At 59.4% G+C, this 26,085-nt stretch carries 36 protein-coding genes and 1 pseudogene; 33 read left to right on the plus strand and 4 right to left on the minus strand.

Features of this window, described 5'->3' with window-relative positions:
* Positions 1-243 precede the first annotated feature (243 nt).
* The 4 genes from rpsL to tuf all read left to right on the plus strand — a co-directional run bounded on the left by rpsL (position 244) and on the right by tuf (position 4,662).
* Positions 244-615, plus strand: coding sequence for a 30S ribosomal protein S12 (gene rpsL, locus GGQ68_RS12905; protein ID WP_005862801.1), 372 nt, complete (start codon positions 244-246; stop codon positions 613-615).
* 24 nt (positions 616-639) lie between these two features.
* Positions 640-1,110, plus strand: coding sequence for a 30S ribosomal protein S7 (gene rpsG / locus GGQ68_RS12910; protein WP_183966628.1), 471 nt, complete (start codon positions 640-642; stop codon positions 1,108-1,110).
* Positions 1,111-1,273: 163 nt separating this feature from the next.
* A complete protein-coding gene (gene fusA, locus GGQ68_RS12915) occupies positions 1,274-3,397 on the plus strand; it encodes an elongation factor G (RefSeq protein ID WP_183966630.1) in 2,124 nt (707 codons plus the stop codon).
* A gap of 89 nt (positions 3,398-3,486) precedes the next feature.
* On the plus strand, positions 3,487-4,662 hold the full coding sequence (gene tuf / locus GGQ68_RS12920) for an elongation factor Tu (protein WP_183966631.1): 1,176 nt from the start codon (positions 3,487-3,489) through the stop codon (positions 4,660-4,662).
* A 240-nt stretch (positions 4,663-4,902) separates the two neighbouring features.
* Here tuf and GGQ68_RS12925 read toward each other — a convergent pair whose 3' ends face one another.
* Positions 4,903-5,376, minus strand: a complete 474-nt coding sequence (locus GGQ68_RS12925) for a hypothetical protein (RefSeq protein WP_183966633.1) — start codon at positions 5,374-5,376, stop codon at positions 4,903-4,905.
* A 451-nt stretch (positions 5,377-5,827) separates the two neighbouring features.
* On the opposite strand from GGQ68_RS12925, the gene rpsJ reads away from it, so the two are divergent.
* The 14 genes from rpsJ to GGQ68_RS12995 all read left to right on the plus strand — a co-directional run bounded on the left by rpsJ (position 5,828) and on the right by GGQ68_RS12995 (position 14,774).
* The gene (rpsJ, locus tag GGQ68_RS12930; protein ID WP_017467315.1) at positions 5,828-6,133 is read left to right on the plus strand and encodes a 30S ribosomal protein S10; all 306 of its coding nucleotides are present in this window, start codon (positions 5,828-5,830) and stop codon (positions 6,131-6,133) included.
* An 11-nt stretch (positions 6,134-6,144) separates the two neighbouring features.
* Positions 6,145-6,984, plus strand: a complete 840-nt coding sequence (rplC, locus tag GGQ68_RS12935; protein WP_183966635.1) for a 50S ribosomal protein L3 — start codon at positions 6,145-6,147, stop codon at positions 6,982-6,984.
* Entirely contained in the window at positions 6,981-7,598 is a 618-nt protein-coding gene (rplD, locus tag GGQ68_RS12940; RefSeq protein ID WP_183966637.1) for a 50S ribosomal protein L4, read from the plus strand. The genes rplC and rplD overlap by 4 nt, the downstream gene beginning before the upstream one ends.
* Entirely contained in the window at positions 7,595-7,891 is a 297-nt protein-coding gene (locus tag GGQ68_RS12945) for a 50S ribosomal protein L23 (RefSeq protein ID WP_183966639.1), read from the plus strand. Before rplD ends, GGQ68_RS12945 begins: the two co-directional genes overlap by 4 nt.
* Before the next feature lie 296 nt (positions 7,892-8,187).
* Complete coding sequence (locus GGQ68_RS12950; protein ID WP_183966641.1) at positions 8,188-9,195, plus strand: hypothetical protein; 1,008 nt, start codon at positions 8,188-8,190, stop codon at positions 9,193-9,195.
* A gap of 183 nt (positions 9,196-9,378) precedes the next feature.
* A complete protein-coding gene (rplB, locus tag GGQ68_RS12955) occupies positions 9,379-10,221 on the plus strand; it encodes a 50S ribosomal protein L2 (RefSeq protein ID WP_183966643.1) in 843 nt (280 codons plus the stop codon).
* Between the two features lie 3 nt (positions 10,222-10,224).
* Positions 10,225-10,503 (plus strand): 30S ribosomal protein S19, encoded by a 279-nt coding sequence (gene rpsS, locus GGQ68_RS12960; RefSeq protein ID WP_183966644.1) that lies wholly within the window; start codon positions 10,225-10,227, stop codon positions 10,501-10,503.
* Positions 10,504-10,506: 3 nt separating this feature from the next.
* Positions 10,507-10,887 carry a 50S ribosomal protein L22 gene (rplV, locus tag GGQ68_RS12965; protein WP_183966646.1) on the plus strand — a complete coding sequence of 127 codons (381 nt, stop codon included), beginning with the start codon at positions 10,507-10,509 and terminating at the stop codon, positions 10,885-10,887.
* Positions 10,887-11,606, plus strand: coding sequence for a 30S ribosomal protein S3 (rpsC, locus tag GGQ68_RS12970; RefSeq protein ID WP_183966648.1), 720 nt, complete (start codon positions 10,887-10,889; stop codon positions 11,604-11,606). Before rplV ends, rpsC begins: the two co-directional genes overlap by 1 nt.
* A 2-nt stretch (positions 11,607-11,608) precedes the next feature.
* Positions 11,609-12,022 carry a 50S ribosomal protein L16 gene (gene rplP / locus GGQ68_RS12975; protein WP_183966650.1) on the plus strand — a complete coding sequence of 138 codons (414 nt, stop codon included), beginning with the start codon at positions 11,609-11,611 and terminating at the stop codon, positions 12,020-12,022.
* A 235-nt stretch (positions 12,023-12,257) separates the two neighbouring features.
* Positions 12,258-12,881, plus strand: coding sequence for a 2OG-Fe(II) oxygenase family protein (locus tag GGQ68_RS12980; RefSeq protein WP_183966652.1), 624 nt, complete (start codon positions 12,258-12,260; stop codon positions 12,879-12,881).
* A 108-nt stretch (positions 12,882-12,989) separates the two neighbouring features.
* Positions 12,990-13,472: a hypothetical protein gene (locus GGQ68_RS12985; protein WP_183966654.1), complete on the plus strand. Its 483-nt coding sequence runs from the start codon at positions 12,990-12,992 to the stop codon at positions 13,470-13,472.
* Positions 13,473-13,547: 75 nt separating this feature from the next.
* On the plus strand, positions 13,548-14,021 hold the full coding sequence (locus tag GGQ68_RS12990; RefSeq protein ID WP_183966655.1) for an acyl-CoA thioesterase: 474 nt from the start codon (positions 13,548-13,550) through the stop codon (positions 14,019-14,021).
* A gap of 60 nt (positions 14,022-14,081) precedes the next feature.
* The gene (locus GGQ68_RS12995; RefSeq protein ID WP_183966657.1) at positions 14,082-14,774 is read left to right on the plus strand and encodes a hypothetical protein; all 693 of its coding nucleotides are present in this window, start codon (positions 14,082-14,084) and stop codon (positions 14,772-14,774) included.
* Between the two features lie 6 nt (positions 14,775-14,780).
* Here GGQ68_RS12995 and GGQ68_RS13000 read toward each other — a convergent pair whose 3' ends face one another.
* Complete coding sequence (locus GGQ68_RS13000) at positions 14,781-15,026, minus strand: hypothetical protein (RefSeq protein ID WP_183966659.1); 246 nt, start codon at positions 15,024-15,026, stop codon at positions 14,781-14,783.
* Between the two features lie 231 nt (positions 15,027-15,257).
* Between GGQ68_RS13000 and rpmC the strand changes: the two genes are divergently transcribed.
* The 12 genes and pseudogenes from rpmC to GGQ68_RS13060 all read left to right on the plus strand — a co-directional run bounded on the left by rpmC (position 15,258) and on the right by GGQ68_RS13060 (position 20,742).
* A complete protein-coding gene (rpmC, locus tag GGQ68_RS13005) occupies positions 15,258-15,467 on the plus strand; it encodes a 50S ribosomal protein L29 (protein WP_183966661.1) in 210 nt (69 codons plus the stop codon).
* A 3-nt stretch (positions 15,468-15,470) separates the two neighbouring features.
* Positions 15,471-15,692 (plus strand): annotated as a pseudogene (gene rpsQ, locus GGQ68_RS13010) (30S ribosomal protein S17); the annotation flags it as partial.
* Positions 15,693-15,887: 195 nt separating this feature from the next.
* Entirely contained in the window at positions 15,888-16,256 is a 369-nt protein-coding gene (gene rplN, locus GGQ68_RS13015; protein WP_183966664.1) for a 50S ribosomal protein L14, read from the plus strand.
* Positions 16,256-16,561: a 50S ribosomal protein L24 gene (gene rplX, locus GGQ68_RS13020; RefSeq protein ID WP_183966665.1), complete on the plus strand. Its 306-nt coding sequence runs from the start codon at positions 16,256-16,258 to the stop codon at positions 16,559-16,561. The genes rplN and rplX overlap by 1 nt, the downstream gene beginning before the upstream one ends.
* On the plus strand, positions 16,561-17,142 hold the full coding sequence (rplE, locus tag GGQ68_RS13025; RefSeq protein WP_183966666.1) for a 50S ribosomal protein L5: 582 nt from the start codon (positions 16,561-16,563) through the stop codon (positions 17,140-17,142). The genes rplX and rplE overlap by 1 nt, the downstream gene beginning before the upstream one ends.
* 12 nt (positions 17,143-17,154) lie before the next feature.
* The gene (rpsN, locus tag GGQ68_RS13030) at positions 17,155-17,460 is read left to right on the plus strand and encodes a 30S ribosomal protein S14 (protein WP_183966667.1); all 306 of its coding nucleotides are present in this window, start codon (positions 17,155-17,157) and stop codon (positions 17,458-17,460) included.
* A gap of 13 nt (positions 17,461-17,473) precedes the next feature.
* A complete protein-coding gene (gene rpsH / locus GGQ68_RS13035) occupies positions 17,474-17,866 on the plus strand; it encodes a 30S ribosomal protein S8 (RefSeq protein ID WP_183966668.1) in 393 nt (130 codons plus the stop codon).
* A gap of 14 nt (positions 17,867-17,880) precedes the next feature.
* Positions 17,881-18,414, plus strand: coding sequence for a 50S ribosomal protein L6 (gene rplF / locus GGQ68_RS13040; protein ID WP_183966670.1), 534 nt, complete (start codon positions 17,881-17,883; stop codon positions 18,412-18,414).
* A gap of 11 nt (positions 18,415-18,425) precedes the next feature.
* On the plus strand, positions 18,426-18,785 hold the full coding sequence (gene rplR / locus GGQ68_RS13045) for a 50S ribosomal protein L18 (RefSeq protein ID WP_183966672.1): 360 nt from the start codon (positions 18,426-18,428) through the stop codon (positions 18,783-18,785).
* Positions 18,786-18,943: 158 nt separating this feature from the next.
* Positions 18,944-19,522 (plus strand): 30S ribosomal protein S5, encoded by a 579-nt coding sequence (rpsE, locus tag GGQ68_RS13050; protein WP_183966674.1) that lies wholly within the window; start codon positions 18,944-18,946, stop codon positions 19,520-19,522.
* 5 nt (positions 19,523-19,527) lie between these two features.
* Positions 19,528-19,713 (plus strand): 50S ribosomal protein L30, encoded by a 186-nt coding sequence (gene rpmD, locus GGQ68_RS13055; protein WP_183966676.1) that lies wholly within the window; start codon positions 19,528-19,530, stop codon positions 19,711-19,713.
* 237 nt (positions 19,714-19,950) lie between these two features.
* Entirely contained in the window at positions 19,951-20,742 is a 792-nt protein-coding gene (locus tag GGQ68_RS13060) for an MBL fold metallo-hydrolase (protein WP_183966678.1), read from the plus strand.
* A 168-nt stretch (positions 20,743-20,910) separates the two neighbouring features.
* On the opposite strand, the gene GGQ68_RS13065 is transcribed toward GGQ68_RS13060, so the two are convergent.
* Both GGQ68_RS13065 and GGQ68_RS13070 read right to left on the minus strand, forming a co-directional pair.
* Positions 20,911-22,203, minus strand: a complete 1,293-nt coding sequence (locus GGQ68_RS13065) for a DEAD/DEAH box helicase (protein ID WP_246429361.1) — start codon at positions 22,201-22,203, stop codon at positions 20,911-20,913.
* A gap of 290 nt (positions 22,204-22,493) precedes the next feature.
* Positions 22,494-23,111: a hypothetical protein gene (locus tag GGQ68_RS13070; RefSeq protein WP_183966680.1), complete on the minus strand. Its 618-nt coding sequence runs from the start codon at positions 23,109-23,111 to the stop codon at positions 22,494-22,496.
* Positions 23,112-23,461: 350 nt separating this feature from the next.
* Here GGQ68_RS13070 and rplO point away from each other — a divergent pair, with 350 nt between their 5' ends.
* The 3 genes from rplO (at position 23,462) to GGQ68_RS13085 (ending at position 26,062) form a co-directional block, all read left to right on the plus strand.
* Positions 23,462-23,923: a 50S ribosomal protein L15 gene (rplO, locus tag GGQ68_RS13075; protein WP_183966682.1), complete on the plus strand. Its 462-nt coding sequence runs from the start codon at positions 23,462-23,464 to the stop codon at positions 23,921-23,923.
* A 130-nt stretch (positions 23,924-24,053) separates the two neighbouring features.
* Positions 24,054-25,421 (plus strand): preprotein translocase subunit SecY, encoded by a 1,368-nt coding sequence (secY, locus tag GGQ68_RS13080; protein WP_183966684.1) that lies wholly within the window; start codon positions 24,054-24,056, stop codon positions 25,419-25,421.
* Positions 25,418-26,062, plus strand: coding sequence for an adenylate kinase (locus GGQ68_RS13085; protein ID WP_183966686.1), 645 nt, complete (start codon positions 25,418-25,420; stop codon positions 26,060-26,062). Before secY ends, GGQ68_RS13085 begins: the two co-directional genes overlap by 4 nt.
* Positions 26,063-26,085: the final 23 nt, after the last annotated feature.

A 26,085-nucleotide genomic window follows, 5' to 3' on the forward strand; every position in this document is an offset into this window, starting at 1 on the left:
TCAGGCGCATCGTTTTCATGACGAGATTGCGCTCAAGACCGCGGGCGATGCAAGCCCCGGTCCTCTGGAACGCCCCCGCGTAGGCCCTCCGGTAAGGGGTCTGATGCGGACCAAAAGTCGTTTGTGCCACGGTCATCGACCCGGTTGCAGATGCGCCCATCACCGGCCGCCCCGCGGGGAAGGCCCGACCTGAACCGCCGGTCCGACCGGCACGATTGAGAGAAGCACGGGGAAACCGTCCACATGCCCACGATCCAACAGCTGATCCGCAAACCGCGTCAGCCCAAAGTCAAGCGTTCCAAGTCCCAGCACCTGGAGCAATGCCCCCAGAAGCGTGGCGTCTGCACACGCGTCTACACCACCACCCCGAAAAAGCCGAACTCCGCTATGCGGAAAGTTGCGAAGGTTCGCCTGACCAACGGTTACGAGGTGATCTCCTACATCCCCGGTGAAAGCCACAACCTTCAGGAGCACTCCGTGGTTCTGATCCGTGGCGGTCGTGTAAAAGACCTTCCGGGTGTGCGTTACCACATCCTGCGCGGTGTTCTGGATACCCAGGGCGTCAAGGACCGGAAGCAGCGTCGCTCCAAGTATGGCGCGAAGCGTCCCAAGTAAGCACACCAGGAATAGGATACAGATATGTCCCGTCGTCACGCCGCTGAAAAACGCGAAGTCCTGCCCGACGCCAAGTATGGCGATCGTGTGCTGACAAAGTTCATGAACAACCTGATGTACGATGGTAAGAAATCCGTCGCAGAACGCATCGTCTATGGCGCACTCGACCGTGTCGAAGCCAAGGTGAAGCGCGCTCCGGTTGAAATCTTCCACGAAGCGCTGGAAAACATCAAACCGTCCGTCGAAGTGCGTTCGCGCCGCGTCGGTGGTGCCACCTACCAGGTGCCCGTCGAAGTGCGCCCGGAGCGCCGTGAAGCGCTGGCAATCCGCTGGCTCATCACTGCCTCGCGCAACCGCAACGAAAATACCATGGAAGAGCGTCTGGCCGGTGAACTGATCGATGCCGTTCAGTCCCGTGGTTCCGCTGTCAAAAAGCGCGAAGACACTCACAAGATGGCCGACGCCAACAAAGCGTTCAGCCACTACCGCTGGTAATCACCAGTCGGGCGGCCGGGATCGCTTGGCCGCCTGATCGCATTCAGGCCACACTTAGGCGCGAAAGCGCCCTTTGTGCTGTCTGACGCGATGCTCTGCTTGAACATATCCGACGCGAGGGTTAATCGCCCGCGCAGAGATTACCCCTAGAGGACCCAGACCCATGGCACGCGACTACCCTCTCGAGCGCTACCGCAATTTCGGGATCATGGCGCACATCGACGCAGGTAAAACCACCTGCTCCGAGCGTATTCTGTTCTACACCGGCAAGTCCCACAACATCGGTGAGGTCCACGACGGTGCGGCCACGATGGACTGGATGGAGCAAGAGCAGGAACGCGGCATCACCATCACCTCCGCTGCGACGACCACGTTCTGGCAGTGGCAGGAAGATCCCTCCGCCGAAGGTACTTACGACACCAAGTACCGCATGAACATCATCGACACCCCCGGCCACGTTGACTTCACCATCGAAGTCGAGCGTTCGCTGGCCGTACTCGACGGCGCCGTTTGCGTTCTCGACGCCAACGCAGGTGTTGAGCCGCAGACCGAAACCGTCTGGCGCCAGGCTGACCGTTACAAGGTTCCGCGTATCGTCTTCGTCAACAAGATGGACAAGATCGGCGCGGACTTCTTCAACTGCGTCAACATGATCGAAGACCGTACCGGCGCGCGCGCCGTTCCGATCGCGTTCCCGATCGGTGCCGAAAACGAGCTCGAAGGTCTGGTTGACCTCGTGACCATGGAAGAGTGGACCTGGAAGGGCGAAGACCTCGGCGCTTCCTGGACCCGTCAGCCCATCCGTGACGAGCTCAAGGACATGGCCGACGAATGGCGCGGCAAGATGATCGAAGCGGCCGTCGAAGAAGACGACGACGCGATGGAAGCTTACCTCGAAGGCGAAGAGCCCGACGTGGCAACCCTGCGCAAACTGCTGCGCAAGGGCACTCTGGCGCTGCACTTCGTGCCGGTTCTGGGCGGTTCTGCGTTCAAGAACAAAGGTGTCCAGCCTCTGCTGAACGCTGTTGTCGATTATCTGCCGTCCCCGATGGACGTCGTGGATTACATGGGCTTCAAGCCGGGCGATGAGACGGAAACCCGTGACATCCCGCGCCGCGCAGACGACTCCATGCCTTTCGCTGGTCTGGCGTTCAAAATCATGAACGACCCCTTTGTCGGCTCGCTGACGTTCACCCGTGTTTATTCGGGTAAAATGAACAAGGGTGACTCGATCCTGAACTCCACCAAGGGCAAGAAAGAGCGCATCGGTCGTATGATGATGATGCACTCCAACAACCGTGAAGAGATCGACGAAGCCTTCTCCGGCGACATCATCGCGCTGGCGGGTCTGAAGGACACCACCACCGGTGACACGCTGTGTGATGCGAAGGATCCGGTTGTGCTTGAAACCATGACCTTCCCGGATCCGGTGATCGAGATCGCGGTTGAGCCCAAGACCAAGGGCGACCAGGAAAAAATGTCGGCTGGCCTTGCCCGTCTGGCAGCAGAAGACCCCTCCTTCCGCGTGGAGACCGACATCGAGTCCGGTCAGACCATCATGAAGGGCATGGGCGAACTTCACCTGGACATCCTGGTTGACCGTCTCAAGCGCGAGTTCAAGGTTGAGGCCAACATCGGTGCGCCGCAGGTGGCATATCGTGAGACCATCTCCCACGAGGTCGAGCACACCTACACCCACAAGAAACAGTCGGGTGGTTCGGGTCAGTTCGGTGAGGTCAAGCTGATCATCACGCCCACGGAGCCGGGCGAAGGGTTCTCCTTCGAGTCCAAGATCGTTGGTGGTGCTGTTCCCAAGGAATACATCCCCGGTGTCGAAAAGGGCATTCGCTCCGTTATGGACTCCGGTCCGCTCGCGGGCTTCCCGGTCATCGACTTCAAGGTCGCTCTGATCGACGGTAAGTTCCACGACGTTGACTCCTCGGTCCTCGCGTTCGAAATCGCTGGCCGTATGTGTATGCGTGAAGGCATGCGCAAAGCTGGCGCGAAGCTGCTTGAGCCGATGATGAAGGTCGAAGTGATCACCCCGGAAGAATACACCGGCGGTATCATCGGTGACCTGACCTCCCGTCGTGGTCAGATGTCCGGCCAGGAGCCTCGCGGCAACGCCGTGGCGATCAACGCTTTCGTGCCGCTGGCGAACATGTTCGGCTACATCAACACACTGCGCTCCATGTCTTCGGGCCGCGCGCAGTTCACGATGCAGTTCGACCACTACGATCCGGTGCCGCAGAACATCTCGGACGAAATTCAGTCCAAGTACGCATAATGCTCGGTGCGCCTGAAAAGGCGCACCCTACAACCACCCGTAGGGTGCGCAACTGATGCGCACCGAACGACCAAAAAAGGAGCCATCACATGGCAAAGGAAAAGTTCACACGCGACAAGCCGCACTGCAACATCGGCACAATCGGCCACGTTGACCACGGCAAGACCACGCTGACCGCGGCGATCACCAAGTATTTCGGTGACTTCAAGGCCTACGATCAGATCGACGGCGCACCGGAAGAAAAAGCACGCGGCATCACCATCTCGACCGCGCACGTCGAGTACGAGACCGAAGCACGTCACTACGCGCACGTCGACTGCCCCGGCCACGCCGACTACGTCAAGAACATGATCACCGGTGCTGCCCAGATGGACGGCGCGATCCTGGTCGTGAACGCAGCTGACGGCCCCATGCCGCAGACGCGCGAGCACATCCTGCTCGGCCGCCAGGTGGGTATCCCCGCCATGGTCGTTTTCATGAACAAGGTTGACCAGGTCGACGACGAAGAGCTGCTCGAGCTCGTCGAAATGGAAGTCCGCGAACTGCTGTCCGCATACGACTTCCCGGGCGACGATATCCCGATCATCGCGGGGTCCGCTCTGGCCGCGATGGAAGGCCGTGATCCCGAGATCGGCGAGAACAAGATCCGTGAACTGATGGCCGCCGTGGACGAATACATCCCGCAGCCGCCGCGCGCGACGGACCAGCCCTTCCTGATGCCGATCGAAGACGTGTTCTCGATCTCGGGTCGTGGTACGGTTGTGACCGGCCGTGTGGAACGTGGCGTGATCAACGTTGGCGACGAAATCGAAATCGTCGGCATCCGCGACACCACCAAGACGACCTGCACCGGTGTGGAAATGTTCCGCAAGCTGCTCGATCGTGGTGAAGCAGGCGACAACGTCGGCATCCTGCTGCGCGGCATCGACCGTGAAGGTGTTGAGCGCGGTCAGGTTCTGTGCAAGCCGAAGTCGGTGAACCCGCACACGAAATTCGAGTGTGAGGTCTACATCCTGAACAAGGAAGAAGGCGGTCGTCACACACCGTTCTTCAAGAACTACCGTCCGCAGTTCTACTTCCGTACCACGGACGTGACCGGCACGGTTGAGCTTCCCGAGGGCACCGAGATGGTGATGCCGGGCGACAACCTGAAGTTCTCCGTCGAGCTGATCGCCCCGATCGCGATGGAAGAGGGCCTGCGCTTCGCTATCCGTGAGGGTGGCCGCACCGTGGGTTCCGGCGTCGTGTCGAAGATCCTCGCATAAGCGATGATCCCGAGTTCGCTCGGTTGAGATAAAGAAGGCCGCCCTTACAAGGGGCGGCCTTTTCTTTGGTTTGTTCACGGATCCTGATGTGCGCATTGGAACGCCCCGAAAATCGTAATAACGCGCCAATGGTGTTGCCCTTGCCACGCCGCGCAGCAGTGGCTTCCGCACGAAGGGCCCAGGATGTGGTTTTAGCACTCTTCTGAATTAGGGAAGCCGCGCCACGACGGATCTGCCTTTTCACTTTTCGATTTTAAGGAGCATCTCCAAAATATAATCAGAAATTTCCTGACGGCTCAGTTTTTCTTCAGGTTCTCCGCTAGCGGTCATGGTCAACCAAGCAATTGAGCCATCGTCATTGTTGAAAGCGATACTTGGCAGTTGATTGCGCTGGCGCACGTCGCGCCCCATTGGTTGCAGTTTAGCAAGGGGAACTCGGTAACGCGCCAATATATCTTTGACCGGTTTCAGGGAGTTGCATCTAAAGCAGCTTGCGTCCCGACAATAAACGCTTCTGTTCTTCGTGCCGCCGCATGGCACATCGCAAGTTTCCCGGACGATCTCATACACGGCAAATAGCCATGTTTTTGAAAGCGATAATTGAATGAACAATGGGCCGCCATCCATTGGGCCACCCGTTTGGTTGATGATTTCTTTCTGCTCGCTTTCCATAACCCGCAAAATAAGGTCTAGGTTCGCGTCCAGGTGTTCCATTGCGTGTCCGCGCGGATCACTTCTCGCGTACGCCAGCCTGCTGCCCACTGCGGTCCAGGCTCCGTAAAGGTCCGCATGTTGCTTACGTGCGAGGGAGCCCGCATCGTGAAGAAGGTACGTCATGGGGAAAGAACCGTGAAGTTCGTGAAAGATCATTTAAAACCACCGGATTTGAAATCTCTATATTGAGAATATCCTCTGCAAATGTGTGTACCACCAAAACAAGACCCTTCCGCCGTTTCGCGCTGCCATCGACCGATCTGTTGGGGCGCGCTAGTTCAGCGGGAGCCTACGATTGCCCCCTTGCCCCACACCCACAAACGGCCTATAGGCGCGCAACGGCCATCGTGTCGTGAAGGGCGGAGTGATTCTCCGCCCTTATAGGTTCGACGAGGGTGCGCGGTGGTCGTGTATCCTCCTCTCAACCTAAATGCCAAAATAGGACTGTTCGATGAACCAGAACATCCGTATCCGGCTCAAGGCGTTTGATTACCGCGTGCTGGACGCCAGCACTCAGGAAATCGTCAACACCGCCAAGCGTACCGGCGCACAGGTCCGCGGGCCAATCCCGCTGCCCAACAAGATTGAGAAATTCACTGTTCTGCGTGGCCCGCACGTGAACAAGAAATCTCGCGACCAGTTCGAGATCCGCACGCACAAGCGTCTGCTCGATATTGTCGATCCGACTCCGCAGACCGTGGACGCCCTCATGAAGCTCGACCTCGCCGCCGGCGTTGACGTCGAGATCAAGGTATAAGGGGGATGACCATGCGCTCTGGTGTGATCGCAAAAAAAATCGGCATGACTCGCGTCTTCATGGAAGACGGCAAGCAGATCCCCGTCACCGTTCTGCAGCTCGACACCCTTCAGGTTGTCGCGCAGCGTACGGAAGAAACCAATGGCTACTCCGCTGTCCAGCTGGGCTGTGGCGTTGCAAAGGCAAAGCGCACCTCGCAAGCGATGCGCGGCCACTTCTCCAAAGCAGGCGTAGAGCCCAAGCGCAAAGTGGTGGAATTCCGCGTTGCGCCTGAGAACCTGATCGAAGTGGGCGAGGAAATCATCGCCGACCATTACTTCGAAGGTCAGTTCGTGGACGTCTCGGGCATCTCCATCGGTAAAGGTTTTGCCGGCGGTATGAAGCGCCACAACTTCGGCGGTCTCCGCGCGACCCACGGTGTGTCTATCTCTCACCGTTCGCACGGCTCCACCGGTCAGTGTCAGAACCCCGGTAAGGTGTTCAAAGGCAAGAAAATGGCCGGCCACATGGGCTCCGTTCGTGTGACCACGCAGAACCTGCAGGTCGTCAAGACCGACAGCGACCGCGGCGTCATCATGATCAAAGGCGCTGTTCCGGGTCCGAAAGGCTCCTGGGTCACCGTCAAGGATGCCGTCAAGAAGCCGACCCCCGAGAACGTGATCCTTCCGGCCGCTCTGGCGAGCGCCAAGAAGGAAGCACAGCGTCTCGCCGACGAAGCTGCTGCCCAGGCCGCTGCAGAAGCAGAAGCCGAAGCAACACGTCTCGCCGAGGAGCAGGCCGCACAGGAAGCCGAGCAGCTGAAAGCTGCGGAGGCGGACATCGAGGCCGAGAAGAAGGAAGGTGAGGAATGAAACTCGACGTAATCAACCTCGACGGCGGTTCCGCTGGCGAAGTCGAGCTGGACGAGGCCCTGTTCGGGCTGGAGCCGCGCGCCGACATTCTCCACCGTGTGGTCCGCTGGCAGCGTAACAACGCGCAGCAGGGCACCCACAAGGTCAAGACCCGCTCGGAAGTGTCTTACTCCAAGAAGAAGATCTATCGCCAGAAAGGCACCGGCGGCGCACGCCACGGTTCCCGCAACGCGCCGATCTTCCGCAAGGGTGGCATCTACAAGGGTCCGACGCCGCGTTCGCACGGCCACGACCTGCCGAAGAAAGTCCGCGCACTTGGCCTGAAAATGGCTCTGTCGGACAAGCTCAAGAACGGCTCGCTCGTTGTGATCGAGAACATCGACGGCGCAGACAAGACAAAGGCCCTCGCGGCACAAGTGTCGAAGCTGGGCTGGAAGCGTGCGCTGATCATCGACGGTGCCGAGGTGAACGCTGGTTTCGCCAAGGCAGCGCGCAACATCGAAGGTTTGGACATCCTCCCGACCATCGGTGCCAACGTTTATGACATCCTGAAGCGTGACACCCTGGTGATCACGAAGGCGGGTGTCGAAGCTCTGGAGGCACGACTGAAATGACCGTTAAGGCAGAACAGTACGACGTGATCCGCAAGCCGATCATCACCGAAAAGACCACCATGGCGTCCGAACACGGCGCGGTTGTCTTCGAAGTGGCCATCGACGCAAACAAGCCGCAGATCAAGGAGGCCGTCGAGGCGCTCTTTGGTGTCAAGGTGAAGGCCGTGAACACGACCATCACCAAAGGCAAAGTGAAGCGTTTCCGTGGCAAGACCGGCAAGCGCAAGGACGTGAAGAAGGCCTACGTGATGCTCGAAGAGGGCAACACCATCGACGTGTCCACCGGCCTGTAATCAGACCGGACTGTTAAATTGAGAAAGGCCCTCGCAGCGATGCGGGGGCCTTTTTCCATTAGAGAATGGGTGTTTACCCGCGCGGGCTATGAACGGTTTTGAGGCCGGTTTTCCGACCTGGAAACACACTGACGTGTTGGTTCTTGCCTCTTGCCGTGTTTGTCCGTTGAATGAGCACGGATATATTGAGGTGAGACGCTCTTTATGCCGTGGGCGGAGCTCCCGTGCGTCTCGTTTTGGCAATGTCTTCGGGGTTTGCGTGGACCACAACAAATGTGACTTGAAAGGTGGCGAAGTTGCCAGCCGTATATTTTTTGAAGCAGTGGGAGCTTCCTGAATACTACTTTGGGCGGGTTGGGGTGACCGAATTAAGTTTCGCGGACCCAGATAGCGCTTTTTCTCTGAAAATTAGGCAGAAACCCGGATCGCCAATGATGGGCTTTTCTATGTCCGGAAAAACGCAGCGCGACTTTCCGGAGGTCGATGAGATTGGAAAATTTATCGACGCTTTCGAACGTGGTGATTTTGACGCTTATTGCTGGCATGACCTATCCGAAGGCTTGCGCCAGATATGCGAGGAAGCGGATGATGAGATACGCACGAAAGCGATGCGGGTTATTTCACTTTGGAGGTGGAGGGATAAGGCCGCCGGGCCAGTAGAAATTATCGATAAGCCTAGCGTCTCCCCCGAACTTTACTGGCGATTGGAAACATCAGGCAAATACCAGGGTGTGCCGCGACCTGAAGGAATCTTTGCTTGCATAGATCGGAACGCAAGCCGTGGGTTTGATCCGAGAACTATTGAAACCGAGGCTTTTAACAAGCTCTGGGCGGAAGCGAAATGCGGTGAACCTCTAGGTCATCAAATGCTGCGGGAGGCTTTGCAGATTTCACATCACAGTCCGAACGCAGCATTGCTGATAAGCTATTCCGCGCTTGAAGTCGGATTGAAGCAGCATCTTTCTACCCAAATACCGGGAGCCGAGTGGATACTTAAGGAAGCGCCGACCCCACCAGTTCCAAAGATTTTCAAACATTATCTTCCGGAAGTTCACGGATGTCAGGGTGTTTTCAAAATCGCTGGCGAACGATTGAGGCTATGGAAAACACTTGAAGAGTTTACCAAAGCCCGCAATGCGTTGGCTCATAGGGGGACGACAGACGAAGTGAAGCTTGTCATATACCTGCAACTTACGCAGAATCTCCTGTATCTGTTGGATTGGCTGGCGGGCCATACATGGGCGGAAGATAACTTTAGTCCTGAGTTCAGAAATGCGTTCTGTCCGAAAAATTCTCCTCCTTGACCCCACGCCCCAAACCCCCTAAACGACCCCATCGGCTGCGGCCCCGGATTCGTCCGGGGCTTTGCATTTTGCGCGGCGGATAACGAATCGGGCACCTTCGGGGGCCTATACCTACAGGCCACCTTCGGGGGGCTTACACATAGGGTCCACCTTGGACCCCCAAGCTTACGGAAGACAGAAAGCATGGCACTCAAGTCGTACAAGCCGACGACGCCGGGCCAGCGCGGGCTGGTGCTGATCGACCGTTCGGAGCTGTACAAAGGACGTCCCGTCAAAGCCCTCACCGAGGGTCTGACGAAATCGGGCGGCCGGAACAACACCGGACGTATCACCTCCCGCCGTCGTGGCGGTGGCGCAAAGCGTCTCTACCGGATCGTTGATTTCAAGCGCGGCAAATTCGATGTCAACGGCATCGTGGTTCGCATTGAATATGACCCCAACCGTACCGCATTCATCGCACTGATCCAGTACGATGATGGCGAACAAGCCTACATCCTCGCCCCCCAGCGTCTTGGCATGGGTGACAAGGTGGTTTCCTCGGCAAAAGCCGACGTGAAGCCGGGCAACTGTATGCCGTTCTCCGGCATGCCGATCGGTACCATCGTGCACAACATCGAGCTGAAGCCCGGCAAGGGCGGCCAGATCGCACGCGCCGCGGGCACCTATGCCCAGTTCGTCGGCCGTGACGGTGGCTACGCTCAGATCCGCCTGTCCTCGGGCGAACTGCGCCTGGTGCGTCAGGAATGCATGGCAACGGTTGGCGCGGTCTCGAACCCGGACAACTCGAACCAGAACTTCGGTAAAGCGGGCCGCATGCGGCACAAGGGCATCCGCCCCTCCGTCCGTGGTGTCGTCATGAACCCCATCGACCACCCGCACGGTGGTGGTGAAGGCCGGACCTCCGGTGGTCGTCACCCGGTGACACCCTGGGGCAAGCCGACCAAGGGCAAGCGCACCCGCAACACCAACAAGGCGTCGCAGAAGCTCATTCTTCGCTCGCGCCACGCCAAGAAAAAGGGTCGCTGATATATGTCACGCTCTGTTTGGAAAGGTCCCTTCGTCGACTCTTATGTCTTGAAGAAGGCCGAAAAATCCAAGGAATCCGGTAAGAACGAGGTCATCAAGATCTGGTCGCGCCGCTCCACCATCCTGCCGCACTTCGTTGGTCTCACCTTTGGTGTGTACAACGGCCACAAGCATGTTCCGGTCAACGTGTCCGAAGACATGATCGGCCAGAAGTTCGGTGAATACGCCCCGACCCGTACCTATTACGGTCACGCGGCGGACAAGAAAGCCAAGAGGAAGTAAGCCATGGGCAAGGATAAAAATCCCCGCCGCGTGGCGGACAACGAAGCGATGGCCAAGCTGCGCATGTTGCGCACAAGCCCGCAGAAGCTGAACCTCGTCGCCGGGCTGATCCGTGGCAAGAAGGTGGAAAAGGCCCTCACGGACCTCACCTTCTCCAAGAAGCGGATCGCCGTGGACGTGAAAAAGGCCCTTCAGTCCGCTATTGCGAACGCTGAGAACAACCACGGTCTGGACGTTGACGAACTCATCGTCGCCGAGGCCTATGTTGGTAAGAACCTGATCATGAAGCGCGGTCGCCCGCGGGCCCGTGGTCGTTTCGGTCGCATCAACAAGCCGTTCTCGGAAATCACCATCCTGGTGCGTCAGGTCGAGGAGCAAGCCTAATGGGTAACAAGACCAATCCGATCGGGATGCGCCTTCAGGTGAACCGTACCTGGGATTCGCGTTGGTACGCGGACACCAAGGACTACGGTGACCTCCTGCTGGAAGATCTCGCGATCCGCGATTTCATCCACAAAGAGTGCAAGCAAGCCGGTGTGGCGCGCATCATCATCGAGCGCCCCCACAAGAAGTGCCGTGTGACCATTCACACCGCACGTCCGGGTGTCATCATCGGCAAGAAAGGCGCAGACATCGAAGTCCTGCGCAAGAAGCTTGCCGCAATGACCGACAGCGAGCTGCACCTCAACATCGTTGAAGTGCGCAAGCCGGAGCTGGACGCAACGCTGGTTGGTGAGTCCATCGCTCAGCAGCTGGAACGTCGTGTCTCCTTCCGTCGCGCGATGAAGCGTGCGGTTCAGAACGCCATGCGCATGGGCGCCCTGGGTATCCGGGTGAACGTGGCTGGTCGTCTGGGCGGCGCAGAAATCGCACGGACCGAATGGTACCGCGAAGGCCGTGTGCCCCTGCACACCCTGCGCGCCGACATCGATTATGCCAACATCGAGGCGACCACGCCTTACGGCATCATTGGTATCAAGGTCTGGATCTTCAAAGGCGAGATCATGGAGCACGATCCTGCTGCTCGTGACCGGAAGAGCCAGGAAATTCAGGATGGCCCAGCACCTCGCGGTGCAGGTGGTCGTCGTGATGACCGGAGGTAATCATGCTTCAGCCAAAACGCACTAAATTCCGTAAAGCCTTCAAAGGCCGGATCAAAGGTGACGCAAAGGGCGGGTCTGACCTGAACTTTGGCACCTACGGCCTGAAGGCTCTCGAGCCTGAGCGCGTCACCGCGCGCCAGATCGAAGCTGCACGTCGTGCCATGACGCGCCACATGAAGCGTCAGGGCCGTGTCTGGATCCGCATCTTCCCGGATGTGCCCGTCACCGCAAAACCCATCGAAGTTCGTATGGGTAAAGGTAAGGGTTCCGTGGATCGCTGGGTCTGCAAAGTGAAGCCCGGTCGCGTAATGTTCGAGATCGACGGCGTCGCCGAGGACATCGCCCGTGAGGCGCTGCGTCTGGCCGCGATGAAGCTGCCGATCAAGACTCGCGTCGTGGTTCGCGAAGACTGGTAATGGCCGGGCGGGCGACCTGCCCGCTCCGACTGAACATCAGAGCCCCCGGTGCAGTCCAGCATCGGGGGTTTTTCTTTTTGGCGGGGCAAGGGCGCGCTCCCGTCGTTTGCCGCCAGAGCGTCCCGCGTCTCGGCGTTGGCATTCGGGCGAGCGGTTTCAAAACCCAATTTCGGGGGCACGGGACTTGAACCAGAGCGTAATCCGGGCCAAAGGGCACACAGCACAGGAGGCTCGCATGTCCAGCATTCGCCAACTTTTCACCACGCCACTGTATCAGGCGCATCTGTCAGAACATGGCACTGTTGATGCGCAGGAGCTGGAAGCGTCATGCTATTCCATTGCCGAGGATGACGAAGCCGGGCAGGAATGGTGTGAGACGCAAGGCTACCCCGGCTATACCTCCTACGCCTCGCTCACCGATCTGCCGTGGCGATTTCCGATATTTGCCGATCTGGTAAAAGTGCTCGACGCGCATGTGAAAGCCTTTGTTGCGGAACTGGATTTCGATTTGGGCGATCGCGAGATCCAGCTCGAAGACATCTGGATCAACATCCTTCCGCCCGGCGGGACTCATTCCAGCCACATCCATCCGCATTCCGTGATTTCCGGCACGACCTATGTGGCGATGCCGGAGGGGGCGTCGGCGCTGAAGCTTGAGGACCCGCGCTTGCAGATGATGATGGCCGCCCCGGCGCGGACCAAAGATGCGCGTGAAGGGCTGAAACCGTTCATCTACGTCAAGCCGGACGTGGGCGACGTGCTGTTGTGGGAAAGCTGGCTGCGCCACGAGGTCCCGATGAACATGGCGGAGGACGATGAGCGCGTCTCTGTCAGCTTCAACTACAAGTGGGGCGACTGAGGTTCGCCCAGTTTTCCTTGAATTGCGCGCGGAATCCGGTCCGGGCTTTCTGCGGTCTTTACGCCTGATGCGGCACACCTCTTGGGGTGGGCAAAACGGGGGAAGAAGATGAGTGAATCCGCGCAGATCAACGGCCAAAGCGACGCGCATCGGCATTTGATTGAAACCGAGGGGCGATCAGGTGACGCCGCCGGTCGTGGCGCCAAGGCGGAACCACACTTGGGCGAAACCCAAGGCCGTTTAACCTCTCTCACCGCGCAAGAGAAGCGCAACGCGGGGCGGGCAGAGGCGGGTGTTCAGACGCCGCCGGCTCAGTTCGGTGGGGACAGTTATTCGGCCGTGGTGCAGACTGTTTTCGCCAGTGTTGATCCAGGCGTTGGATTTGCCGGCGCGAACAGTGCCAACTCCGCACATCCAGAGACTGGCGATCTTTCTGACGATAAGACGGTCGCAATAGCCGGCTTTGGTGCCGAGTTTCCTGCCTCGGAAGAGACCAATCCCGATCCTGCCAAAGATCCGGCAGCCACGGGTTATGCCGCCTCTGCGCTGGTTGTTTCAGCAACTATCGCGCCTTCCGAGATCCGGGATTAGGTCCACGTGGCATAAAGCTTTTCCAGCGTCTCAGGATGCGTTATCCCCGCACGAAACTGCGAGCAGGGCGGGGCGATGGACTCTCGAAAACTGGAAATGACTGTGTTGATGACCCCGGATATGGCCAACTTCAGTGGCAAGGTTCACGGGGGCGCTTTGCTCAACCTGCTGGATCGCGTCGCCTTTTCCTGCGCCTCGCGGTTTTCGGGGCGATATGCTGTGACTTTGTCCGTGGATCAGGTCGTGTTCCGCGAGCCGATCAACGTCGGTGAATTGGTGACCTTCCGCGCCAGTGTGAACTCGGCCGGACGCACCTCCATGGAAGTCGGTATCCGCGTAGAGGCCGAGGACATCCGGTCCGGCAAGGTGCGCCATACGAATTCCTGCTACTTCACGATGGTCGCGGTGGATGACGCGGGGAAATCGACAGAAGTCCCGGAGCTCAAGGTTCTGACCAATGTCGAAGCCCGGCGGGAAAAAGCGGCTTTGGTGCGCAAGGGGTTGCGCAAACGCTTCGAGGAAGAGCTGGCCAACGCATCTGCCGGGTAAGCACAGGATTGTAATAGGTATGTGACGGAATATATGATCTCCGCATCTGGCGGAGTTCCCATGGCGCATATTGAAAAGCTGTCCCATCCCTATCTTGATCTGAAGCGCGCGATTGAAGCCCAGGTCATACGCAAGGTTGCCCGCGACAAATGGAACGTGTTTCGCTTTGGCGAGGATGCGCCGCTTTCAGATATGGCAATCTTTCCAGCCGCCAGCGAGGTGACACAATCGCTTGCCGGGAAAAGCATCGTCACCCGCAGGCGTCGCCAGATCAGCGGCAAGGTCCTCGGCGGGAGCTGGGACAAGGAGCGCAGGGATCTGGTCGGCAACACCAAGCTTGAAAGCTGTCGCATGCGCTGGGTGGATGGTGCCGATTGGGAAGAGACGCCGCAATTTCAGTCCATGGCACGCAAGATCGCGGAAGGGGAGCAGCCGGACGACTGTCGGTCGCTCGCGGATCTCAGGAGCCGCTATGCCCGGCTGGACATCATCTTCGCGGAAGCGCGCCATCGGGGCCGTTTGCTACGAATGTCAGAACTGCCGGATTACCGGTACCGGCGCGAACACGGGGCAACATTGATCCACGTCGGGCACGACGGGGCATGTCTGCGCCATGGCGGCGGGGCGCATCGGTTTGCAATAGCAAAAATCCTGGACCTGCCGGAAATCCCGGCGCAACTGGGCGCCATTCACCCGCAGGCGATCCGGGATGGCCACTTGGCACGGCTTCGGGTGTCGCGCTTCGATAGCTGACCGGGCCTAACTGGCCGGGATCGGCGTTATTTGGGCCGACAGGCACCCGTCATGCAGCTTTCGCCATGTCAGCACGTTTTGCGAAGACGCGCAGCGCGCGGTGAAGCTCCGCCCACTGACCGTCAGGCAAGCGATCTGGCCTAGGGGGACCTCGACGCCATCACGGTTCAGGCAGGCGCAATCCGGTTTGACCGTCTGTGCCATGGCCGGAGATATCGCAAGTGCCAGCAGGATCAGGGTTGTGCGTAACATGTCGCACCATACCACGGTTTGCGCGATTCGCGGTTGGGGAATCTGCTGCGCCCCTCGGCCGGGCTCCTGGCCATGCATCAATGGCCGATCTCCGCAGCAAACCCCTTGCCACATGGGGGATTCGGGCGTATAGGGGCCGCTCATCCACGGACTCCACTGGAATCAGGGTGACCTTGCACGCCAACGCAGGCAAGGGCCCTCCAGTGATGTTGATTGAAAAGGAGAGGTGCAATGAGCGCCCAAGACCTCCGTGACAAGACCCCGGATCAACTCCGGGACCAGCTTGTCCAGCTGAAGAAAGAAGCGTTTAACCTGCGCTTCCAGATGGCCACCGGCGAAGTGCAAAACTCCGCGCGTATCCGTCAGGTTCGCCGCGAAGTTGCGCGCGTCAAGACCATCTTGAACGAAAAGGCCACAGCGGCCGCATCCGTGGAGGCCTGATCGATGCCCAAACGAATCCTTACCGGCACCGTCACCTCCACCGCGAACAAGCAGACCGTGACCGTTTCCGTCACGCGTCGCTTCAAGCACCCCGTGCTTCAGAAGACGATCAAGAAGTCCAAGAAGTACCGCGCGCATGACGAGAACGAACAGTTCAACGTTGGCGATTCCGTGCTCATTCGTGAATGCGCACCGAAGTCCAAGACGAAGCGCTGGGAAGTCATGAACGACGAGATGGTGGCCGAACATGAGAAGGTGCGCGCAGAAGCTGCCGCAGAAGCTCAGAAGGTCGAAGACGCTGCGCATGAAGCGGAAGCTGCTCACTAAACGATTTGGGGCCTCGGTCGAGGCCCTGATTATATTCGAAACCCCCGGGCCAATGTTCTCTGCAGAGCGGTCCGGGACGTCGGGAGACTAACAATGATCCAGATGCAGACAAATCTGGATGTCGCTGACAACTCCGGAGCCCGGAAAGTTCAGTGCATCAAGGTTCTGGGCGGTTCCCACCGCCGCTATGCCTCTGTCGGCGACATCATCGTGGTGTCGGTGAAGGAGGCCATTCCGCGTGGTCGCGTGAAAAAAGGTGACGTCCGCAAGGCCGTCGTCGTGCGCACCGCCAAGGAAGTTCGCCGTGAAGACGGCACAGCAATTCGCTTCGACCGCAACGCCGCCGTGATCCTCGGCAACAATGGCGAGCCGGTCGGCACCCGTATCTTCGGACCGGTTGTGCGTGAGCTGCGTGCCAAGAACTTCATGAAGATCATCTCGCTGGCTCCGGAGGTGCTCTGATGGCTGCGAAGCTCAAAAAAGGCGATAAGGTCGTCGTTCTTGCCGGTAAGGACAAGGGCAAGACCGGTGAAATCACCTCCGTCGATCCGAAGGCCGGCAAGGCCATCGTTGACGGTGTGAACGTCGCAATCCGCCACGTGCGTCAGTCCCAGACGTCGCAGGGTGGTCGCACGCCGAAGGCGCTGCCGATCGACCTGTCGAACCTGGCCATCGTGGATGCAAACGGCAAGGCAACCCGCGTCGGCTTCCGCATGGAAGACGACAAGAAGGTCCGCTTCGCCAAGACCACGGGAGACGTGATCTGATGCTGGATACTGCAAACTACACACCGCGTCTGAAGGCTCAGTTCCGCGACACCATCAAGGCGTCGATGAAAGAGCAGTTCGGCTACACGAACGACATGCAGATCCCGTCTCTGCAGAAGATCGTGCTGAACATTGGTTGCGGCACCGAAGCGGTCCGTGATTCCAAGAAGGCCAAGAACGCCGTCGAGGAACTCACCAAGATCGCCGGCCAGCAGGCCGTCGGTACGGTTGCCAAGAAGTCGAACGCAGCCTTCCGTCTGCGCGAAGGCATGATCATCGGTGCAAAGGTCACTCTGCGTGACGTGCGCATGTACGAATTCCTTGACCGCCTTGTCACCATCGCGATGCCGCGTATTCGCGACTTCCGTGGTGTGAAGCCGTCGTTCGATGGTCGTGGCAACTTCGCCATGGGCATGAAGGAACACATCGTGTTCCCGGAAATCGAATTCGACAAAGTCGACGAAGTTTGGGGCATGGACATCATCGTGACCACAAACGCCAAAGACTTTGGTGAGCACAGCGCAGATGCACAGGCGAAAGCCCTGCTGACCGCGTTCAACATGCCCTTCATTAAGGCGTAAGGAGAGAACGACATGGCCAAGAAATCCATGATCGAGCGCGAAAAAAAGCGCCAGCGCCTGGTGGAAAAGTATGCCGCCAAGCGTGCCGAACTGAAAGAAATCGCAAACGACGAGTCGAAGTCGATGGAAGACCGCTTCAAAGCGCGTCTGAAACTGGCGAAACTGCCGCGCAACTCGGCACCGACACGTCTGCACAACCGCTGCCAGCTCACTGGTCGTCCCCACGCGTATTACCGCAAGCTCCGCATCTCGCGGATCATGCTGCGCGAGCTGGGCTCGAACGGCAAGCTGCCCGGCGTTGTGAAATCCAGCTGGTAAGGGAGGGTATAAGATGAACGATCCTATCGGCGATATGCTCACCCGTATCCGCAACGCTCAGATGCGCGGCAAGTCGACCACGTCGACCCCCGCATCCAAGCTGCGCGGCTGGGTTCTGGACGTGCTCAAGGACGAAGGCTACATCCGTGGCTACGAGTCCAGCACTGACGACCGCGGTCATCCCGCGTTCGAGATCAGCCTGAAGTACTTCGACGGCACCCCTGTCATTCGCGAAGTGAAGCGGGTCTCCAAACCCGGTCGTCGCGTCTACATGAGTGTCAATGACATCCCGCAGGTCCGTCAGGGTCTGGGTGTGTCGATTGTCTCCACCTCCAAAGGTGTGATGTCGGACGCAAACGCACGCGCAGCCAATATTGGCGGCGAAGTGCTCTGCACCGTATTCTGAGGAGGCCTGATAACATGTCTCGTATTGGTAAGAAGCCGATTGAGATGCCTTCGGGTGTCTCGGCCAGCGTCTCCGGTCAGAGCGTAGAGATCAAGGGCCCGAAGGGCACTCAGATCTTCAACGCGACCGACGATGTGACCATCACCGTTGAGGAAAACTCCATCTCTGTTGAGCCGCGCGGCAAGTCCAAGCGCGCTCGTCAGCAGTGGGGCATGTCCCGCACCGTGGTGGCCAACATGGTTCATGGCGTTTCGAACACCTTCAAGAAAGAACTTGAAATTCACGGCGTTGGTTACCGTGCTCAGCTCGCAGGCAAAGTCCTGAAGCTGAACCTCGGCCTCTCGCACGACGTGGACTTCCAGATCCCTGACGGTGTGACTGTGACTGTTCCGAAGCCCACCGAGATTATTGTCGAGGGCCACGACATCCAGGAAGTGGGTCAAGTTGCGGCAAACATCCGCGACTGGCGCCGTCCGGAGCCGTACAAGGGGAAGGGTATCCGCTATAAAGGCGAATACATCTTCCAGAAGGAAGGCAAGAAGAAGTAAGGACGCGGAAAATGGCAAGCAACAAACGTACGTTGTTCCTCAAGCGCCGTCTGCGCGTCCGGAACAAACTCCGCAAGGTCAACGCTGGTCGCGTTCGCCTTTCGGTTCACCGTTCGAACAAGAACATCTCGGTGCAGCTTATCGACGACGTTGCAGGCAAGACCCTTGCCGCAGCATCCACGATGGAGCCCAGCCTCGGCATGGTCGGCAAGAACAATGTAGAAGCAGCGGCCAAGGTTGGTTCGGCGATTGCCGAGCGCGCCAAGGCAGCCGGTGTCGAAGAAGCATACTTCGACCGCGGTGGCTTCCTGTTCCACGGCAAGGTGAAGGCTCTGGCCGACGCTGCCCGTGAAGGTGGTCTGAAGATCTGAGGATCGTGCAGGTCGGGGATGTCCCCGGCCTGCGCATTTCTCTTTGGGGGCGCCTTGGCGCCCTCTTTTGCAGGCAGCGATGCCTCGATGATCCGGGCTCTTGAGGGCACCTGGATTGGATAACGGGCTCTTGGGCCCACAAGTTAAGGAAATGCCAAATGGCAGAACGTGATAACCGCCGGGGCAACCGTCGTGACCGCGACGAAGCACCGGAATTCGCAGATCGCCTGGTCGCGATCAACCGTGTGTCCAAGACCGTAAAGGGTGGTAAGCGCTTTGGCTTCGCCGCTCTTGTCGTCGTGGGCGACCAGAAGGGCCGCGTCGGCTTTGGCAAAGGTAAGGCGAAGGAGGTCCCCGAGGCCATCCGTAAAGCCACCGAAGCCGCCAAGCGCAAGATGATCCGCGTCCCGCTCAAGGAAGGCCGCACTCTGCACCACGACGTGAAAGGTCACGCCGGCGCAGGGAACGTCGTCATGCGCACCGCGCCTCAGGGTACTGGTATCATCGCCGGTGGTCCGATGCGTGCCGTGTTCGAAATGCTGGGCGTTCAGGACGTTGTCGCAAAGTCGACCGGCTCCCAGAACCCTTACGCCATGATCCACGCGACACTCGACGGCCTGCGCAACCAGCAGTCCCCGCGCAACGTCGCTCAGCGTCGTGGTAAGAAAGTTGCTGACATTCTGCCCAAGCGTGATGAAGCGCCGCAGGAATCCAGCCAGATCGCCGAGGAGGCCTGAGTCACATGGCAACTATCGTTGTGAAGCAGATCGGTTCCCCGATCCGTCGCCCCGAAATTCAGCGCAAGACCCTGATTGGTCTGGGCCTGAACAAGATGCACCGGACCCGCGAGCTGGAGGATACCCCCTCCGTGCGCGGCATGATCAACAAGATCCCGCACCTTGTGGAAATCGTTGAAGAGCGCAGCTAAGCCTCTTTTACGGATCTGAATTGGAAACGCCCTCTGACACGGTCAGGGGGCGTTTTTCTTTGTCCTGTCACTGGCGTGTAGACCGACGGGCAAGCATGCTTTGCTCGATCACGGCCGGTCACATTTGGCTGAGATCGTGGACCCTGACCCCGATGCGCCCGGTCTTCATGCGTAGAATCGTTGCCCTGTGCCCCAGTGAGCCTACCATCCACTGCGAGACAAAACCGGGAGACTACAATGACGATCAATCGCCGCACGTTCCTCCACACCGCTGCCGCCATGGGCGCGGTCACCGTGATCCCCTTCGCCGCCCGCGCAGAGGCGCATATGGGCGACACGTTTGAGACCGAGATGGGCAACGTGACCATTCATCCGGTACACCATGCCTCTATCGTGATGGAAACGCCCGTTGGCGTGATCTATGTCGACCCGGTTGGAGAGGCATCGGAATATGAAGGCATGCCAGCGCCCGACCTGATCTTGATCACGCATGAGCATGGCGACCACTACAACGCCGAAACCCTCACCGCGCTGAAGCCGACAGACAAGCCGGTTGCGGTCTACACAAACCCCGCTGTCTACGACATGCTCGAAGAAGACATCAAAGGCAGCGCAGAGGCGATGGCCAATGGGGATTCCAAGACGTTCGGTGATCTGACCATCGACGCCATCCCCGCGCACAACACCACCGAAGATCGCATGAACTACCACCCAGAGGGGCGGGACAATGGCTACGTGCTGACCATGGGCGACTTCAAGATTTATATCTCCGGCGACACGGAACCGACGCCCGAGATGGAAGCGCTGGAAGGCATCGACGTGGCGTTCCTGTGCATGAACCTGCCGTTTACCATGACTGCCGAACAAGCCGCCGATGCCACCAAGGCCTTCGAGCCGAAAGTGGTCTACCCCTATCACTTCCGTGGCCGTGATGGCGGCACGCAGGATCCCGAAGCCTACGCGGACATGGTCGGCGATGTTTCAGAGGTGAAGATTGGCGATTGGTACAAGCCAGGCGAACTGGGCTGACGATCGTCGAAATTGGCAAAGGGCCGCTTGTCTGGGCGGCCCTTTTGCTTTGACAGCTACTCTCCGGCCACGCTCCGGCACCCATTCCAAAGAACTTGGCGCGGACACCAAGTGCCCGCGCCATTTCGTTATCCATTTTCTGGCCGCACATCAGCGCGGCGACAGCTCTCAGGCCGCTTTGGAGCGACGGTTACGCTTTGGCGGACGCGAGGACTTGGGCGCGCCTTCGGAGCGGAAACCACCGCCACCGTTGCCACCGCCGCCAGACCGGCGACCACGGCCTGCACCGCCACCGCCGCCGCCACCACGGTTCGGCTTCTTCTTGGGAACACCTTCCCAGGCTGTGCCGCCGGCGACGTCGATCGTACGACCCATGACCTTCTCGATGGCGCGGAATTCGCCCATCTCGTCGGGGGCGCAATAGGCAATCGCAGAGCCTTCACGGCCTGCGCGGGCCGTCCGGCCAATACGGTGGACATAGTTGTCCGCAACGTTCGGCAAGTCGTAGTTGTAGACGTGCCGCACGGCCGGGATGTCGATGCCGCGGGCCGCAACATCCGTGGCCACCAGAACCTTCAGCTCGCCTTCGCGGAACGCCTTGAGCGCGCGATCACGCTGCCCCTGGCTCTTGTTGCCGTGGATCGAACCGGCGGCAAAGCCACGCGCTTCGAGCGTTTTCTTCATCTTCTCTGCACCGTGCTTGGTGCGGGAGAAGACCAGCGCCAGCTCTTCGCGGTGTGCGCCGAGGTGCTCCAGCAGAAGCTCCATCTTGCGGGACTGCTCAACGAAGTGGACCGACTGGTCGATGCGTTCGATCGGCTTGCCCGGAGGGGACACTTCGACGCGGATCGGATCTTCGAGGTAGGCGGAGGCGATTTCTGCCATCTGCTTCGGCATGGTGGCCGAGAACAGCATGGTCTGACGGGTTTTCGGCAGCGCCTTGGCGATCTTGCGCAGCGCATGGATGAAGCCGAGATCCAGCATCTGGTCCGCTTCGTCCAGCACAAGGAATTTCGTCGCGTCGAGACGGATGGAACGACGTTCCATCAGGTCCAGCAGGCGACCGGGGGTCGCAACCACAAGGTCAGAGCCCCGCGCCAGACGGTTTTCCTGACCGGAGATGGAGACACCGCCGGTGACGATGCCGATACGGACCTGTGTCCCGGCGGCATAGTCGCGCAGGTTGTCGACGATCTGCTTGGCCAGCTCACGGGTCGGCGCAAGGATCAGGCCACGCACGGTTTTCGGCTCGGGCTTGCCTTCCATACGCAGCAGTGCGGCGAGAAGGGGCAGGCCGAATGCGGCGGTTTTGCCTGTGCCGGTCTGGGCCAGGCCCATGACGTCGCGGCCATTCATCGCGTGCGGGATCGCCTGCGTCTGGATCGGTGTCGGTTCGGTGATGTTCAGTTCGGCGAGGTTCGCCTGAAGACGGGACGGAAGCCCCAGCATGTCAAAATCCAAAAGTATATCCTTACAACGCCAAGAGGCGCGTTATGGCCCGGCGCGTGGATCGCGCGGACGCAAGGGGACCGCAGAAGAAGGCATCCGACCGTGTGCCGAAAAGCCTGTTGCGGGTCTGAACCCATGCGTGATGTGGGGTCATATTCGGGAGGTGCAGCCGGTGGACACGTAGGCGCCCAGCGTTCCACTCACGCGGCGGATACGGCTGGGCTCCACATATCGCGCTGCAGCGCAGAAGTCAATGGTGTTCGCAAGCAGGTGTGGGGGCACCGTCTGATGCCCCCCGAAAGTCACCAGGCAATACCGCCGGGCAAGCCGCTACGGTTGCGACGGTTGCGCCCCCACAAGATGGCGATGACCACCGCGCCGTTCATGCCCAGCATATAGACGGGGTAGGCGAGCAATAGGGGCACAGGCGGGATCACCGCGAGGATGGCAAAGAAGGACGCCACTGTGCCCGCGATCCATGCAGAGATCGCTTCGGAATCGGGGGCATTGAACGCTTTGATTACCGTTGCCACGCCGCCGAGCGCCGAGATCGCGATGGTGATTGCCAGCGCATAGGCCGCCGTGTCCGTCAGGAAATATGTCACCAGCCCTGCGCCCGCCAGCGTCAGGATGGCGCTGTCCTGCCTCGACACAAAGCTGCCCGCGCCATGGCGAATCGACAATATCGCCACCAGACCAGCGCCCATCACCTGGACGGCTGCGAACCACAGCGAGGCTTGCGCGCCCTCAACCCACTGCGAGAACAGGCTGATGGATCCAAGAACCATCCAGATCAACCAGCTTGCGCGTTGCGGGCGGCAGCGGCCTTTGAGCGTGGCATATGTATAGGGCAGAAACGCCACCGCACTCAGCGCGCCGGAAATCAGGCCGCACCACAAAGGGAGGTTCAGGTCGATCATGGCGCGGTCCTTTCGTGGTTGTGGGTGGATTCGATGTCCCTTTGCCGCAGGGCAGCGGCTGCGTCTAGCCCGGCAGCGACAGGTTTTGCGACAGTGTTCAGCCTGATACTGTGGCTTTGAAAAGGGCAGGGCAGATCACTTCCTTTATGAGGGCTTGCGTCGGGGAGGTGTTCGGACGATCACGGGCCATTCAGGAACAGCACTTGATCGACGGCACAAGCGCCGTTATACGCCCCCGGTGGCCCGAATCCCAAAATCCGTTTTGGGGCGGTCCCGGACTCAACAACCAAGAAAAGCCGTGGTTGACCCGTTCACGCTTCGAGGGTCACATCCGGCAATGGAGAAGCGACATGAAACTGAATGAACTGCGCGACAATCCCGGCGCAACCAAGCGCAAGCAGCGCATCGCCCGTGGTCCCGGCTCAGGCCGTGGTAAAATGGGTGGCCGTGGTATCAAGGGTCAGAAATCCCGTTCGGGTGTGGCGATCAATGGCTACGAGGGTGGCCAGATGCCGCTCTACCAACGTCTGCCCAAGCGCGGCTTCACCAAGCCGAACCGCCTGTCCTACGCTGTCGTCAACCTGGGCCTGATCCAGAAATTCGTCGACGCGGGCAAGCTGGACGCCGGCAACATCACCGAAGAAACCCTGGTGACCTCGGGCCTCGTGCGCCGCAAGCTTGACGGCATCCGCGTTCTCGCCAAAGGTGAGACAACCGGTGCCCTGACGATCACCGTCACCGGCGCATCGAAGTCCGCTGTCGAAGCGGTCGAAAAGGCCGGCGGCAAGCTGACCACCGCGGCAGCCGAGTAACGCCTCGGGCACTGGCGCTTGAATCGCCTTGTGAGCGGCGCCTCAGCCGCTTACATAGCCCACAGTTTTCCTTGAGCGCCGCCAGACGGAAAACCGTCTTGGCGGCGTTTGCCTGATAAGAGAGATCCGCATGGTATCCGCAGCAGAGCAAATGGCCGCCAACACCAGTTGGGCGGCGCTTGGCAAAGCAACCGACCTGCGCAACCGCATCTTCTTTACCCTCGGACTGCTGGTCGTATATCGCCTCGGCACGTATATTCCGGTTCCGGGCATTGACGGTACGGCCCTGCGTGAGTTCGTCGAACAGGCGAGCACGGGCGTTGCAGGCATTGTTTCGATGTTCACCGGCGGTGCGCTGGGACGCATGGGGATCTTTGCTTTGGGCATCATGCCCTACATCTCCGCCTCCATCATGGTGCAGCTTCTGACGGCCATGGTGCCGTCGCTGGAGCAGCTCAAGAAAGAGGGCGAACAAGGCCGCAAGAAGATCAACCAGTACACGCGCTACGGCACGGTGGTGCTGGCGACGTTGCAGGCCTACGGTCTGGCGGCCAGCCTTGAGGGGGGCGACCTCGTCACCGACCCCGGCTGGTATTTCCGCGCATCCTGCGTGATCACGCTGGTCGGCGGCACGATGTTCCTGATGTGGCTGGGTGAGCAGATCACCGCACGCGGCGTCGGCAACGGGATTTCCCTGATCATCTTCGTCGGCATCGTGGCCGAGCTGCCCGCCGCTCTGGCGCAGTTCTTTGCCTCCGGTCGTTCTGGCGCCATCAGCCCCGCCGTGATCGTGGGGGTGATCATCATGGTCATTGCGGTGATCGCCTTCGTGGTGTTCATGGAGCGCGCCTTGCGCAAGATCACCATTCAGTATCCGCGCCGTCAGGTCGGCATGAAGATGACCGAAGCCCAGCAGTCGCACCTGCCGGTCAAGGTCAACCCGGCGGGCGTGATCCCGGCGATCTTCGCCTCCTCGCTTCTGCTGTTGCCGGTGACGATCTCGACCTTCTCCGGCGGTGAAGGCACCAGCCCGGTGATGGCGACGATCCTTGCCTACTTTGGTCCGGGTCAGCCGCTGTACCTGGCGTTCTTTGGCGGGATGATCATCTTCTTCGCCTACTTCTATACGTTCAACGTGTCGTTCAAGCCGGACGATGTCGCGGACAACCTGAAGAACCAAAATGGCTTTGTTCCCGGCATTCGTCCGGGCAAGAAAACCGCCGATTACCTCGAATATGTGGTGAACCGCATTCTGGTGGTCGGCTCGCTTTATCTGGCGGCGGTTGCGCTGCTGCCGGAAATCCTGCGCACTCAGCTGAACATTCCGTTCTACTTTGGCGGGACCTCTGTGCTGATTGTCGTGTCCGTGACAATGGATACGATCCAGCAGGTGCAAAGCCACCTTCTGGCGCATCAATACGAAGGTCTTATCCAGAAATCCAAGCTGAGTGGTAAGGGTAAGGCACGTAAGAAACGGGGAGGACCGGCGCGTCGATGAATATTATTCTGATAGGCCCCCCGGGGGCGGGTAAAGGGACACAGGCCCGTATCCTGGTCGAAGAACGTGGCATGGAGCAGCTCTCCACCGGGGATATGCTCCGCGAAGCCAAGGACAGCGGCACCGAAATGGGCAACAAGGTCGCGGATGTCATGGCGCGGGGCGACCTCGTCACCGACGACATCGTGATCGGCCTGATTCGCGAAAAGCTGACGGGCTCGTCGGGCAACGGTTTTATCTTTGACGGTTTCCCACGCACGCTGAAACAAGCGGATGCGCTGGGTGAATTGCTCAAGGAGGTTGGTCAGACGCTCGACAAGGTGGTGGAACTGCGTGTCGAGGACGAGACGCTGGTCAAACGCATCACAGCGCGCTCTACCTGTGGCGATTGCGGTGAGGTCTACAACGATATCACCAAACCGATCCCGGCCGATGGCAAGTGCACGAAGTGTGGTGGCACCGAGTTCAAGCGCCGCTCCGATGATAACGCGGAAAGCCTGCGCACGCGGTTGATGGCGTATTACAAGCAGACCGCGCCCCTGATCGGTTACTACTATCATTCAGGCGACCACTGTCGTGTTGATGGCCTTGGCGAGATCTCCGAGATCAAGGACGCCATCGCCGAGAAGCTCGACTCCTGATCGCTTCGAAATTCATGTTTACG

It is taken from the genome of Sagittula marina, assembly GCF_014196795.1.
Taxonomy (GTDB): domain Bacteria; phylum Pseudomonadota; class Alphaproteobacteria; order Rhodobacterales; family Rhodobacteraceae; genus Sagittula; species Sagittula marina.